Genomic DNA, 12906 nt, shown 5'->3' on the forward strand with positions numbered 1-12906 from the left:
TGCCCGGCCGGGTCAGTCGGGAACGGCCGCCGGGCTGCGATCGGGCATCCGCCGCCACTTCTCGTGCACCACGACCTCACGCAACCGCCAGCCCTCCGGAGTGCGCAGCAGCCCGAAGTCGTACCGGCCGCCGCACACCAGGTCCGGGGCGCCGCGGTCGCCGGCGCCCGCGAAGCGCATCGGGTTGATGTAGTCGGCCCGCACCCGGGCGGTGTCGCCGGTGTCGTGGTCCAGGACCCCGAAACGCAGCCGGCGGTTGACGATCAGATGCTGCCGCATCGCGAACAGCTCCAGGCTCTCGGCGAGCCATCCCGCCACCCGGCCGGCTTCGCCCTCGATGCCGCCGGCGGAACGGTAGTCGGCCCGCCCGTCGGCCGTGAACAGCCTTTTGTACGCGGACCAGTCACCGTCGTCCACCGCCCCGGCGTACTCGGTGACCAACTCGTCCACGGCCAGCCGGTCCATTACGGTCGCGAGCTCCACACGCTGCGTCATCGGCACAGTCTTGGACACCGGGGGACGGGTGCCAAGAGGCACGCCGGATATTCGGTGATGCAGGAGGGACCGGTCACCCGAACCCGCGCTCGCATGTCTCGCCCGCGCAAGTCTCGCCCTCGCGAGCCTCGCCCACGCAGGTCTCGCCCACGCGAATCGCGCCCGCTGGCGCTGCCGCTTCCACTGCCGTTTCCACTGCCGAGGACGACGACAGCTCGCGGACAGGCGACAGCAACCCGCGCACAGGCGGCAGCAACCGTGGAGGGACGGGTGCAGCCAGTGGAGGGGAGAAGGGGAACCGACAGATGGGTGGCAGCAACCCGGATACCGAGGAGAGCAGTCCGTGGTCGGACGACGCAACCCGTGGTCGGACGACAGCAACCCGTAGGCAGGGTCGGTCGCAGCGCGTGCCGGCGCGGGGACCCAGGACACCCCGGGCGCTCAGGACCACCGCGTCAAGAATGTCTGTCCGGTGCGAAGTCCGCGGCGCGGGCGAGGAGTTGAACCGTCAGGGTTCCGCCCCGTACCGCGTGGTCGGCGAGGCTGGGGCGGCAGCGGCCGTGCGCGGGGTCGAACTCGGTCATGATCACGCCGGCGTGGTCGGTGTCGGGCTCGTGGAGCGAGGCCGGCCAGCCCCGTTGCTCAAGAGCCGTGCGGAGCCGCCGGGACTGTCCGGCGTCCACGACCGGATCGGCGGTGCCGTGGATCAGCCGGACAGGGAGAGCGGGCGGCAGTTGCCCGAGCCCCGTCAGGTCGTCGAGCGGGGCGCGGCCCGTCAGCGGTTCCGGGCGGGTGTATCCGCCGGCGATGCCTACGACGGCGCGGGGCCGCCAGCCGTCGAGTGCGCCGGGGTCCAGGGCGGCAGCCACCGCGGCCTTGCCGCCCAGCGACCAGCCGGCGAGCACGATCCGTTCCGTGTCCCCGCCGAAGTCGGAGGCGTGCTCCCGGACGAACAAGGCGGACTCGCGCAGGTGGGTGCGCCCGCCGTCGGGGGCGTCCGGCCGCCAGTCCGGAACGAAGCAGGTGATGCCGAGGCAGGCGGCGGCCCTGGCGAGCGGCGCGAGCACGTCGCGCTCATCGGGACCTCTCCCGTGCCAGAGCAGCACCACGGGCGAAGCCTCCGAAGCGGTCCCCGGCCGGTACACGTCCAGACGCTGTCCGGCGGTCCCATAGACGAGTCCGCTCACGACAGCGATATCCGCGGTCAACCCCACCCACCCCGTTCTGCCCGCCTGCCCGGCGCGATCCACCCTTGCCATGACCCTATCGGTCGGGCTGCCCACCCCCGCTTCCGTCCAGAGGAAGATCGTTGCTGCTCCCGTCGGGAAGGCGATCGTTGCTCCGCGGGCGCGGGCGCGGGCCGACCCCCAGTAGGACAACGGGGTGTCGCAGGTCGATCCCGGTCGGGCCGTGGGGTGTCGCAGGCCGATCCCGGTCGGACTGTCGGGTGTCGGCGCTCGCCCCCGGTCGGACAACGGGGTGTCGCGGGCGGTGTTCCCGTGCCCATCAGGGCTATGAGGCGCACCATACGGCGATCACACACGCCGGTCGGCTAAGGTCGCCGGATGCTCGATGCCGACCGCTCCGGCACCGCCACGGCCTCTGCCCGGGCCGCCGCCACGGAGCTTGCCGTCCCCGCGGCCGCACTTCAGGCGCTGCCGCGCGCGGGTCTCGCCGCCCGCTGCAGGCACGCGGTGCTGTCGCCGTACGCGCGGCTGTCGCTGCTGCTCACGCTGCTCGCGGGCGCTGCGACCTGTGTGCTGCTGTTCGAGCCGCAGCGGCTGTTGACGCACGGCTGGCCGCCGCAGCTCGGCGGGGCCGCGGCGGCGGTCGTGTTCGCGGCGGCCTACGGGCTGTGCACGGTGGCCTTCGTGCCGCGCCCGCTGCTGAACCTGGCGGCGGGCGCGCTGTTCGGCTCCCAGCTCGGCCTGGGGACGGCGCTGGCGGGCACGGTGCTCGGGGCCGCGGTGGCCTTCGGTCTCGGCCGGGCGCTCGGGCAGGACGCGTTGCGCCCGCTGCTGCGCGGGCGCTGGCTGAAGGCGGCGGACGGGCAGCTGAGCCGGCACGGGTTCCGCTCGATGCTGGCGGCCCGGCTCTTCCCTGGGGTGCCGTTCTGGGCGGCGAACTACTGCGCCGCCGTCTCCCGCATGGGCTGGATGCCGTTCCTGCTGGCCACCGCGGTCGGCTCGATCCCGAACACGGCCGCCTACGCGGTCGCCGGCGCCCGTGCCTCGGCGCCGACCTCGCCCGCCTTCCTGATCGCGATGGCCGCCATCGCCCTGCCGGCGCTGGCGGGCACGGTGGTGGCCTGGCGCAAGCGCCACCACCTGCGCGGCAAGTGACCGGCCCGCTGGGCTGTGTCGGGCTGATGGCCGTCCTGGGTTGATCGGCCCTGTCCCGTTGATCGGCCGTGCTGGGCTTACCGGCCGTGTCGGGCTGAGGGGAGGTGCTGGGCCGACCGGCCGTGTCGGCTGGTCGGCCTGACCGCCCGGTCGGCCGGTGATCCGTCAGACGCCTTCCAGGATCATCGCGTTGGCGAGTCCGCCCGCCTCGCACATGGTCTGCAGGGCGTAGCGGGCGCCGCGCTCGCGCATCGCGTGGACGAGGGTGGTGGTCAGCCGGGTGCCGCTCGCGCCCAGCGGATGGCCGAGGGCGATGGCGCCGCCGTGCACATTGACCTTGGCGAGGTCGGCGCCGGTCTCCTGCTGCCAGGCGAGGACCACGCTGGAGAACGCCTCGTTGACCTCGAACAGGTCGATGTCGTCGAGGGCCAGTCCCGCCCGGCGCAGGACCTTCTCCGTCGCCGGTATCACGCCGGTGAGCATCAACAGCGGGTCGGAGCCGGTGACGGCGAAACTGTGCAGGCGGGCGATCGGGCGCAGGCCGAGCCGGGCCGCGGTCTCGCTGGAGGTGATCAGCACGGCGGAGGCGCCGTCGTTGACCGGGCTGGCGTTGCCCGCGGTGACGTTCCACTCGATCTGCGGGAAGCGCTCGGCGAAGCCGGGGTCGTGGTAGGCGGGCTTGAGGCCTGCGAGGATCTCCGTGCTGCTGCCGGGCCGTACGCTCTCGTCGCGGGCGACGCCGTCCAGCGGGGCGACCTCGGCGTCGAAGAGCCCCGCCTGCCACGCGGCGGCGGCCTTGTGGTGCGAGGAGACGGCGAACTCGTCCATCCGCGCCCGGGTGAGGGACCACTTGGCGGCGATGAGTTCCGCGCTGATGCCCTGCGGAACCAGACCCTCCGGGTAGCGCTCGGCGACGCCCGGGCCGAACGGGTCCTTCCCGGCAGGCACGTTCGACCACATCGGCACCCGGCTCATCGACTCCACCCCGCACGCGACGACCAGGTCGTACGCGCCCGAGATCACGCCCTGCGCGGCGAAGTGCACGGCCTGCTGGGAGGAGCCGCACTGGCGGTCCACCGTGGTCGCCGGGACCGTCTCGGGCAGGCCGGCCGCGAGGACGGCGTAGCGGGTGGTGTTCATGGCCTGCTCGCCGACCTGGTCGACGGTGCCGCCGATCACGTCGTCGATCAGCGCGGGGTCGACGCCGGAACGCTCGACCAGGGTGCGCAGGGTGTGGGCGAGGAGCTGCACGGGGTGGACGTGGGCCAGGGCCCCGTTCGGCTTGCCCTTGCCGATGGGGGTGCGTACGGCTTCGACGATGACTGCGTCGCGCATGGTGCGGGCCTCCTTGGCCGCCTGGCTACCCGCGCGCAGGACACGAAAGGGGCCAGGTGTGGAGCGAGCGGGTTGCTACCGGTGAGTAGGAATTCCAAACTCACGATAACTCGTAGAGTTGGAAAATCAAACCCACTCCGGGTTTCCGTTCCCTGCTCGTCCCCTGCCTCGTCCGCCGCCCAGCCCCCTATGCCTGGCCCCTGGCTCGCCCCGACCTGGACCCTGAGGCCTGACCCCCTGCCTGACCTCCTCCGATCAATCGGCCAGGCTCCTAGACTGGCGGTCATGGCCGCCACGAAAGACCCGCGCCCCTGCTCCATCGCCGACGCCCTCGCCCTGGTCGGCGAGAAGTACTCCCTGCTCGTCCTGCGGGAGGTGTGCCTGGGCAACGGCCGCTTCGACCAACTGGTGCGCAACATCGGCGCCCCGCGCGACGTCCTGGCCACCCGGCTGCGCCGGCTCCTGGACGCCGGGATCCTCACCAAGCACGCCTACAACGAGCGCCCGCAGCGTTACGAGTACCGGCCCACACCGGCGGGTCTGGAGCTGGAGCCGCTCCTGATGACGCTCAAGGAATGGGGCGACCGCCACCTCCGCAAGGGCGCCGACCTTCCCATGGTCATCGAGCACAGCTGCGGCAGTGAACTCGTCCCGCAGGTCACCTGCCGGGCCTGCGGCGAGCCCGTGCGCCACGAGGACCTGACGGCCCACCCGCAGGCCCCGGGCTGGACGGTCGCGGGCCCGACGGCCGCGTAGTCGGGCACGGCCGCACCGGCGGGAGGCCGTCGTGTCTCCCGGCGCGTGGCTGACGACGGTGGCCGGCCGCATCTGCCTGGACCTGCTCGGCTCGGCGCGGGCCCGGCGCGAGCGCTACGTCGACGCGTGGCTGCCGGAGCCGATGCCCGACCGTGCGGTGCGGGCCGACGGGCGCGGCGCCGACCCCGCCGACCAGATCACCCTGGACGAGTCGGTGACCATGGCCTTCCTCGTCGTCCTGGAGACGATGACGCCCGCCGAGCGGGTGGCGTTCGTCCTGCACGACGTCTTCCGGTACCCCTTCGCCGAGATCGCCGCCATCGTCGGCCGGACCCCGGCGGCCTGCCGGCAGCTGGCGTCCTCGGCCCGGCGGCGGGTGGGGGGACGCGCGAGCCCCGGTGACCCCGGCGGCGGGCGGGCAGGCCGATGTGGTGCGGCACGTGAAGGAGGCGTGGGAGGCCAAGGACATCAAGGCCCTCGGCGGCCTCCTCGACCCCGACGCCGTGATGACCGCCGACGGCGGTGGCCTGGCCGCCGCCGTGCTGCGGCCGGTCGAGGGCGGCGAGCGCATCGCCCGGTACATGGTCCACATCGCCGACAAGGCTCCGGGGCTGACGCTCCTGGAGCGTTCGGTCAACGGCATGCCCGGCCTGGTCGCCCAGCGCGCCGGCGTCACCGTGACCGTGGCCGCGTTCGACGTCACGGGTGGTCGCGTCACCCGCATCTGGGCGGTCCGCAACCCGGAGAAGCTCCGCCCGTGGACACGGGACGGCTGGGGCACGGCCAGGGCACGGCCAGACCCCGTTCGCCGTCGCGGCGCACGCGGGTCATCGGCTCCTGCTCCACATGGTGGGGCACCTCGGGCGGATCGCGGTCTGTCGCTCCGAGCGGGCCGGATGCGGACGAGGAGCGTCGCTGTGCATGTCGTCGGCGGCTGACCGGTCGTGGGCGCATCGGTGCGAGACGGTGATCGTGCCGGGCGGGTCGCCGTACGCGTTCACCACGGGTGCGCCTCCAGGTATGCGGCGATCTGCTCCCGCCGCCAGGCCCCCGCGGCCACGACGACGCGGTAGCGGCGGGTGAGGGCGTCGCCGGGGGCCAGCTCCAGCTCGTCGTGGAAGGCCCAGGACGGGGCGATGCCCGCGGAAGGGGTCGTTGCGGACGAACCAGTGGGCGGGGTGGGCGCCCCGCACGCCCGTGTGGTCGTTCTCCGGGGCGTGCGCGATGACGACGGTGGCGGGGCCGTCGGCGCCGTCGTGCTCCCCGGTGAGGGCGAGCCACGGGGCCTGGGTGCCCATCAGGTCCGGTCCCTCCCCGGCGGGGCCGATGATCCGGCCGCCACGGAACGCGTGCGAGCCGCGCCAGAACAGGCCCGTGTAGCCGGCCGCCTCCCGCCCCGCGGTGGTCGGACTGCCGAAACGCAGGGGCTCGTTGCGCCGGTTGGTCACCGCGGACGTCCAGGTGAGCGCCCAGGAGCCGGAGGCCGGGTCGACGTCGTGCACCTCGATGCGGCGGGCCTCCTCGGCCCACAGTTCGCCGCTGTGCGGATGCCACGTCAGCCGCTCGGCGATGACCGCCCGCTCCCCGTCCGCGGAGATCTCGTCGAAGCCGACGTGGGCCATCGAGCCGACACGCTCTGGGAGTTCGAGATATCCCTTTCCGTGAACGTATGTGTTGCCGCCCCACAGGTTCGCTCCGGACAGATGCGAGGCGGTCAGCGACAGGCCCTTGTGCCAGCGGTGGTCGTCGGGCCGGTAGCCGGTGACGACGTCCCCGGCGAGGGTCCGCACCGGATGCAGATACGGCTTGGGCGCCTCCCAGGCCGCCTCGGGGCGGCGGACGTAGGCGAACAGCTCGACGCCGGTGGCCGGTTCGATCACCGTGATCCGGTCGCCCGGGACGTGTACCAAGCGCAGGCCGTCGTTCATGCCGGGCTCCCTTCCGTCGCCCGGAGCGCCCGGCCGGGGGCGTCCCCGCGCAGGGCGAGCGGTACGGGTCGCCCGGCCCGATCTTTCCTGCCCGTACGGTCGCGTCGGTGAACGCCGCCTTGTACGGCGCGGTGATCAGCCCCGGACCGGTGCGCGTTCAGCAGCCCCCGGGGGAGGGCGGTGGGCGCGGCGGGACGCGTGGCGCAAACGCTTTCTCCCGTGCTGCACCGCAGGTGCCGAGCGGGGCGGGGCAACGCCCGGTGACGCCGCGGGCGCCCAACCCCTGTGCCCGGCCGGCCGCCGGAGCCCGATACGCTGCACTCATCACATGATCACCACGTATCCCATCAGCACTTGGACGTCGTACCTTCATGTCTTGGTTTGAATCGCTCGTCCTCGGACTCGTCCAGGGGCTGACCGAGTTCCTCCCCGTCTCCTCCAGCGCCCACCTGCGGCTGACCGCCGCCTTCTCGGGCTGGAAGGACCCCGGAGCGGCCTTCACCGCGATCACCCAGATCGGCACGGAGACGGCGGTCCTCATCTACTTCCGCAAGGACATCGGGCGGATCGTCACGGCCTGGTTCCGGTCCCTGTCCGACAGGACGAAGCGGCAGGACCACGACGCGCAGATGGGCTGGCTGGTGATCGTCGGCTCGATCCCGATCGGTGTGCTCGGTGTGACGCTCAAGGACCAGATCGAGGGGCCGTTCCGCGATCTGAGGATCACGGCCACGATGCTCATCGTCGTCGGCCTGGTGATCGGCATCGCGGACCGGCTCGCGGCCCGTGACGAGACCGGCGGCCGGCACCGCGCGCCCCAGCAGCGCAAGACGCTGGAGAACCTCAGCGTGAAGGACGGCCTGGTCTACGGCCTGTGCCAGGCCTGCGCCCTCATCCCGGGCGTCTCGCGCTCCGGCGCCACCATCAGCGGCGGCCTGTTCATGGGCTACAAGCGCGAGGCCGCGGCCCGTTACTCGTTCCTGCTGGCCATTCCGGCGGTCCTGGCGTCCGGTGTCTTCGAGGTGAAGGACTCGGTGGGCAGCGGCGATGTGGACTGGGGCCCGACCCTGTTCGCGACCGTGATCGCGTTCGCCTCGGGATACGCGGTGATCGCCTGGTTCATGAAGTGGATCTCCAACAAGAGCTTCATGCCGTTCGTCTGGTACCGCGTGGCCCTCGGCATCGTCATCATCGCGCTGGTCACGGCAGGCGTCCTGAGCCCGCACGCGGCGGAGTCGGCGAGCTGACCCGGCCGTGACGGCCACGCTCCCGCCAGTCGGGCCGTCACCGGGACGCGCCCGGGCTCCTCGGCTCCCGGCCCCTGCAGCCGTTTCGGCCATCTCCCGGGCGCCGGACGCACAGAGCCGGCCGGGGGACTCGGCGTATCGCGCACGGACTGCGCCGAAGCGGCCGTGGCCTGCGGATTCAGTGGGTTCCCGGTGGGTCTGCGGGCTTGTCCGGCCCGGTACCTCACCGGAGGACGCGCCTTTCCGCGCCCGGATGCCCACAGGGCATATGCACCCTGGACTGGTCCGACCGCCCGACACGGCGGCCTCCGGCGGTGACCAACCCCATACGTTCTGAGTAGCCGTGTGGTAGCGCACTGTCAGTGCTTGCCCCTAGGCTGTTCCGCATGTCCCCCGAGTCCCTACCCCCTGGTTCCGTGCGGTCTGCTGCCGAGGTGAACGAGCAGATCCGGGCGTTGTGGCTGCGTGCGGGCGGCACCCTGTCGGCCCAGGAACGCGAGGAGTACGAGCTGTTGGTGGTCGAGTGGGCGCAGGCCATCCGCGGGACGGTCATCGAGGCTGCCTGAGCCCGGGGTGCGGTGTCCGGTCCCCGGGAGAAGCCGTCCGAGCCCGGCCACGACGCCGTCCGACGACGCGGTCCCACGACGTGGTTGCGGAGACAACGGCCGGGCGATCGTGTGTGATCGCCGTATGGTTCGTCTCATGACCGTCACAGGTGCGGCCCCGCCGGACGTGCCGCGCAGCGCTCTCGCCGATGCCGTTCTGGAACGGCTGACCTCCGTGTACACAGCCGCGGCCGATCCCGGGCGTGCCCTCTCGATGCGGGCGTACATGAAGGACGTGGCGCCCTTCCTCGGCATTCCCACCCCGGACCGCCGCGCCCTGTCGCGCACGGTCCTGACCGGCACGGCCCGCCCCGCCGAGGCCGACTGCACCGCGATCGCCCTGCGCTGCTGGCGGCTGCCCGAGCGCGAGTACCACTACTTTGCGGTGGACTACCTGCGCTGGCACGCGGCCCGCTGCTCCTCCGCGTTCCTGCCCGTCGTCCGCCACCTCGTCACCACCGTGCCCTGGTGGGACACCGTCGACCTGCTCGCCGCGCACGTCGTCGGAGCCCTGGTCGCGGCAGACCCCGCGCTCACGGCCGACATGGACGCCTGGATCACGGACGACGACCTCTGGGTGGCGCGCACGGCCCTGCTGCACCAGCTCCGCTACAAGGAACGCACCGACACTGAGCGGCTGTTCGGCTACTGCCTGCTCCAGTCCGGGCACCCCGACTTCTTCATCCGCAAGGCCATCGGCTGGTCCCTGCGCGAGTACGCCAAGACCGATCCCGGGGCCGTGCGGGACTTCCTGGCGCGCGAGCGCGGCCGGTTCGCCCCGCTGACGGTCCGTGAGGCGCTGAAGAACATCGGGCCCTGACGGCCCGCCACACGTGCAGGCGAAAAACCATTCGACGCCGGACAAACCGTCGGCGATGATCGTCGACATGTTCCGGTACGCCTTCCTCCTCGCAGCATCCGCAGTCGCGGGTGCCCCGAAGGCTGCCGTCCCGATCCTCGTGGCAGCTGTCGACGGCGCCCGAAGCTGACCCTCTCCGGATCGTCCGGCGGACCCCGCAGGGGGAGGGTCGGCCTGTCCTCGGGGTCCCGCATTCCTTTCACGGCTGAGAGGCTTCGAGGTACAGCCATGTCCAAAACGGCATACGTGCGCACCAAGCCGCACCTGAACATCGGCACGATGGGCCACGTCGACCACGGCAAGACCACCCTGACCGCCGCGATCACCAAGGTCCTGGCCGAGCGCGGCACCGGCACCTTCGTCCCGTTCGACCGCATCGACCGGGCCCCGGAGGAGGCCGCCCGCGGCATCACCATCAACATCGCGCACGTCGAGTACGAGACCGACACCCGGCACTACGCGCACGTGGACATGCCGGGCCACGCCGACTACGTCAAGAACATGGTCACCGGCGCCGCGCAGCTCGACGGGGCGATCCTCGTCGTCTCCGCGCTCGACGGGATCATGCCGCAGACCGCCGAGCACGTGCTGCTCGCCCGGCAGGTGGGCGTCGACCACGTCGTCGTCGCCCTCAACAAGGCCGACGCGGGCGACGAGGAGCTGACCGACCTGGTCGAGCTGGAGGTCCGCGAACTGCTCACCGCGCAGGGGTATCCGGGCGACGCCGTACCCGTCGTACGCGTCTCCGGGCTGAAGGCCCTGGAGGGCGACCCGCGCTGGACGGCGTCGGTCGAGGCGCTGCTCGACGCGGTCGACACCTATGTGCCCATGCCCGAGCGGTATCTGGACGCGCCGTTCCTGCTGTCGGTGGAGAACGTGCTCACCATCACCGGGCGGGGGACGGTCGTCACGGGCGCCGTCGAACGCGGCTCGGTGCGGGTCGGTGACCGGGTCGAGGTGCTCGGATCGGACGTCGAGACCGTCGTGACCGGCGTCGAGACCTTCGGCAAGCCGATGGAGGAGGCGCAGGCCGGGGACAACGTGGCCCTGCTGCTGAGAGGAGTCCCGAGGGACGGGGTCCGCCGCGGGCATGTGGTGGCCGCGCCCGGCAGTGTGACGCCCGGCCGGCGGTTCACCGCGCAGGTGTACGTCCTCTCCGCGCGGGAGGGCGGTCGTACGACGCCGGTGTCCACCGGGTACCGGCCGCAGTTCTACATCCGTACGGCGGACGTGGTCGGGGACGTCGACCTCGGGGAGACGGCGGTGGCCCGGCCGGGCGACACGGTGACCATGGCCGTGGAACTGGGGCGGGACGTGCCGTTGGAGCCCGGGCTCGGGTTCGCCATCCGTGAGGGCGGCCGGACCGTGGGTGCGGGGACGATCGTCTCCGTCGGCCCGTAAGGGCCGAGGGGGTGCGGGGCGCAGGAACTGAGGGTCGGGGTACTGCGGGTCGGTCGCGGCCCGTCACGTCCGCGTGGCGGGGCCGCACACCGATGCGGCCCCGCGCCCCCAGGGCCGGTTCCCGCGCCCGGTGCCCTCCCGTACCGGTGACAATGGATGCGTGAGTGAAGCCATACCCGTGAGCCGGGCCGTCGATCACGGCACCGCCAAGCTGATGCCCGACGTCGACCGGGAGCGGGCCTGGCTGCTCACCGTCGACGGGGCGCCGCAGTCGTACGTCGATCTGGACGATCCCGGGTATCTGGAGTTCGAGTACACGCGGCGCCTCGGGTACGTGCTCGACACGGTGGCCGAGGCCGGGCGGGCGCTGGACGCGGTGCACCTGGGCGGGGGAGCGCTCACGCTTCCCCGCTACCTTGCCGCGACCCGGCCCGGGTCCCGGCAGGACGTGGTCGAGGTCGACCGGGCCCTGCTGGAGCTGGTCGTCGAGCATCTGCCGCTCCCGGCGGGCTCGGGTGTCGCGCTGCATGCGGCCGACGCCCGGGCCTGGCTGGAGGCCGCCCCGGACGACTCGGCCGACGTGCTGATCGCCGACGTGTTCGGCGGCTCGCGCGTCCCGGCCCACCTCACCTCGCTCGCCTGTGCCCGCGAGGCCGAGCGTGTGCTGCGGCCCGGCGGGGTCTATCTGGCCAACCTCGCCGACGCGGCGCCGTTCGCCTTCCTGCGCTCCCAACTGGCCAATCTCGCGGCCGTGTTCGAGGAGCCGGTACTGATCGCCGAGCCGGGCGTGCTGCGCGGACGGCGGTTCGGCAACGCGGTGCTCGTCGCCTCGCACCGGGAGATCGACACCGCCGCGCTCGCCCGCCGTACCGCGGCCGACGCCTTCCCCGCCCGGGTCGAACACGGTCCTGCGCTCAGGACCTTCATCGGCGCCGCCCGGCCGGTCGACGACAGCGACGCCGTGCCCTCACCCGAGCCCCCCGACGGGGCTTTCGGCATCGGCTGAGGGGAGCCGGCCGGTGGTCGTGCGCCCGCTGCGACGAGTCAGGTTGCGGACGTCCGGGACCAGCAGGACCAGTGCGGTGACCAGGACGACCAGGCCCGCACAGCCCCACAGGGCGGACGCGCGGCCGAACGCGGTCTCGGCGGGGCCGGCGAGGGCGGTCGCCAGCGGCAGGAGGGAGACCGAGCCGAACCAGTCGTACGCCGAGACCCGGGAGAGCTTGTCCTCGGGGATCTCCTGGTGCAGCGCTCAACGCCTTGGCGAATGAAGCCATCGGTACCTGGCCTTCCACTACGCCGTCTGACCCCAGATGGACACTCGGATACAAATCGGCCCGACCGGCAAGAAGTTGCTTCCTCTGACGGTCAAGAACGCAGGTCAGGCGCCCGCTTCGAGTGGTCACTCGCACTGAGGTGAGCGAAGCACTCGATCGGGTGATTGAGGCGCTGGCGGCTGTGAGCGAGGACGAGGTGGCTGCTGCGCTGGCTACGGTCGGCGCTTCGGTCCCTCGCCCGTCGGCGCCGCCGGCGCCCTCTCGGACGCCGCTGCCGGTTCCTGAAGCTTCGCCGCACATCGTTTCCGAGGTGCAGTGGGTCTGAGGTCCGTACAGGTGACTGTCTGGCTCCGCGAGCCCCTCTCCCGACTGGGAAGAGGGGCTCGTTGGCGTTTAGTGGTGCGTGAGCCCACAGGCTTGCCGCTGTGGGTGCTTCACGCGGTTGAGTTACAAGTCGCTCTACGTCATCAAGGCACCCGGCTGCGCTCCGCTCCGCCGGGCGTGGGGGGGGGGGGGGGGGGGGGGGGGGGGGGGGGGGGGGGGGGGCGCGCCCCCCCCCCCCCCCCCCCGGGGGGGGGGGGGGGGGCCCCCCCCAAACGAACCGTGCCGCAGGCGCGGTGGTCTACGGACCCCCCGCAAGCCGCCTCACACCCGCAACCCG

General features: G+C 72.6%; 10 protein-coding genes and 3 pseudogenes. 8 read left to right on the plus strand and 5 right to left on the minus strand.

Going from position 1 to position 12906, the window contains the following annotated elements; genetic code table 11:
* Positions 1 to 12 precede the first annotated feature (12 nt).
* Positions 13 to 495, minus strand: a complete 483-nt coding sequence (locus tag ACFZCP_RS43895; protein ID WP_391442354.1) for a nuclear transport factor 2 family protein — start codon at positions 493 to 495, stop codon at positions 13 to 15.
* A 455-nt stretch (positions 496 to 950) separates the two neighbouring features.
* The gene (locus ACFZCP_RS43900) at positions 951 to 1682 is read right to left on the minus strand and encodes an alpha/beta hydrolase (protein WP_391442355.1); all 732 of its coding nucleotides are present in this window, start codon (positions 1680 to 1682) and stop codon (positions 951 to 953) included.
* A 378-nt stretch (positions 1683 to 2060) separates the two neighbouring features.
* On the opposite strand from ACFZCP_RS43900, the gene ACFZCP_RS43905 reads away from it, so the two are divergent.
* Positions 2061 to 2837, plus strand: coding sequence for a VTT domain-containing protein (locus tag ACFZCP_RS43905; protein WP_391442356.1), 777 nt, complete (start codon positions 2061 to 2063; stop codon positions 2835 to 2837).
* Between the two features lie 165 nt (positions 2838 to 3002).
* Here ACFZCP_RS43905 and ACFZCP_RS43910 read toward each other — a convergent pair whose 3' ends face one another.
* Positions 3003 to 4172 carry an acetyl-CoA C-acyltransferase gene (locus tag ACFZCP_RS43910; protein WP_391442357.1) on the minus strand — a complete coding sequence of 390 codons (1170 nt, stop codon included), beginning with the start codon at positions 4170 to 4172 and terminating at the stop codon, positions 3003 to 3005.
* A gap of 285 nt (positions 4173 to 4457) precedes the next feature.
* On the opposite strand from ACFZCP_RS43910, the gene ACFZCP_RS43915 reads away from it, so the two are divergent.
* Together ACFZCP_RS43915 and ACFZCP_RS43920 are read left to right on the plus strand one after the other, a co-directional pair.
* Positions 4458 to 4928, plus strand: coding sequence for a winged helix-turn-helix transcriptional regulator (locus tag ACFZCP_RS43915; protein ID WP_391442358.1), 471 nt, complete (start codon positions 4458 to 4460; stop codon positions 4926 to 4928).
* Positions 4929 to 4944: 16 nt separating this feature from the next.
* Positions 4945 to 5701, plus strand: a pseudogene (locus ACFZCP_RS43920) (sigma factor-like helix-turn-helix DNA-binding protein); the annotation flags it as partial.
* Between the two features lie 224 nt (positions 5702 to 5925).
* Here the strand turns inward: ACFZCP_RS43920 and ACFZCP_RS43925 are convergent.
* A pseudogene (locus ACFZCP_RS43925) lies at positions 5926 to 6781 on the minus strand (PmoA family protein).
* Positions 6782 to 7227: 446 nt separating this feature from the next.
* Here ACFZCP_RS43925 and ACFZCP_RS43930 point away from each other — a divergent pair.
* The 5 genes from ACFZCP_RS43930 to ACFZCP_RS43950 all read left to right on the plus strand — a co-directional run bounded on the left by ACFZCP_RS43930 (position 7228) and on the right by ACFZCP_RS43950 (position 11974).
* Positions 7228 to 8103, plus strand: coding sequence for an undecaprenyl-diphosphate phosphatase (locus ACFZCP_RS43930; RefSeq protein WP_391442359.1), 876 nt, complete (start codon positions 7228 to 7230; stop codon positions 8101 to 8103).
* Between the two features lie 386 nt (positions 8104 to 8489).
* Positions 8490 to 8669 carry a hypothetical protein gene (locus tag ACFZCP_RS43935; RefSeq protein ID WP_391442360.1) on the plus strand — a complete coding sequence of 60 codons (180 nt, stop codon included), beginning with the start codon at positions 8490 to 8492 and terminating at the stop codon, positions 8667 to 8669.
* A 136-nt stretch (positions 8670 to 8805) separates the two neighbouring features.
* Positions 8806 to 9528 (plus strand): DNA alkylation repair protein, encoded by a 723-nt coding sequence (locus tag ACFZCP_RS43940; protein ID WP_391442361.1) that lies wholly within the window; start codon positions 8806 to 8808, stop codon positions 9526 to 9528.
* A gap of 267 nt (positions 9529 to 9795) precedes the next feature.
* A complete protein-coding gene (gene tuf, locus ACFZCP_RS43945) occupies positions 9796 to 10968 on the plus strand; it encodes an elongation factor Tu (RefSeq protein ID WP_391442362.1) in 1173 nt (390 codons plus the stop codon).
* A 160-nt stretch (positions 10969 to 11128) separates the two neighbouring features.
* Positions 11129 to 11974, plus strand: coding sequence for a fused MFS/spermidine synthase (locus ACFZCP_RS43950; RefSeq protein ID WP_391442363.1), 846 nt, complete (start codon positions 11129 to 11131; stop codon positions 11972 to 11974).
* Here the strand turns inward: ACFZCP_RS43950 and ACFZCP_RS43955 are convergent.
* Positions 11936 to 12220: pseudogene (locus ACFZCP_RS43955) on the minus strand (MFS transporter); the annotation flags it as partial. The gene ACFZCP_RS43950 and the pseudogene ACFZCP_RS43955 sit on opposite strands and share 39 nt — an antisense overlap.
* Between the last annotated feature and the right edge of the window lie 686 nt (positions 12221 to 12906).

The sequence above is a fragment of the Streptomyces sp. NPDC007971 genome (assembly GCF_042958635.1).
Taxonomy (GTDB): Bacteria; Actinomycetota; Actinomycetes; order Streptomycetales; family Streptomycetaceae; genus Streptomyces.

Coding starts and splice junctions, on each gene's coding strand:
- ACFZCP_RS43915 (WP_391442358.1), top strand. CDS start 4,458: ATGGCCGCCACGAAAGACCCGCGCCCCTGCTCCATCGCCGACGCCCTC.
- ACFZCP_RS43940 (WP_391442361.1), top strand. CDS start 8,806: ATGACCGTCACAGGTGCGGCCCCGCCGGACGTGCCGCGCAGCGCTCTC.
- ACFZCP_RS43910 (WP_391442357.1), bottom strand. CDS start 4,172: ATGCGCGACGCAGTCATCGTCGAAGCCGTACGCACCCCCATCGGCAAG.
- ACFZCP_RS43895 (WP_391442354.1), bottom strand. CDS start 495: ATGACGCAGCGTGTGGAGCTCGCGACCGTAATGGACCGGCTGGCCGTG.
- tuf (WP_391442362.1), top strand. CDS start 9,796: ATGTCCAAAACGGCATACGTGCGCACCAAGCCGCACCTGAACATCGGC.
- ACFZCP_RS43935 (WP_391442360.1), top strand. CDS start 8,490: ATGTCCCCCGAGTCCCTACCCCCTGGTTCCGTGCGGTCTGCTGCCGAG.
- ACFZCP_RS43930 (WP_391442359.1), top strand. CDS start 7,228: ATGTCTTGGTTTGAATCGCTCGTCCTCGGACTCGTCCAGGGGCTGACC.
- ACFZCP_RS43905 (WP_391442356.1), top strand. CDS start 2,061: ATGCTCGATGCCGACCGCTCCGGCACCGCCACGGCCTCTGCCCGGGCC.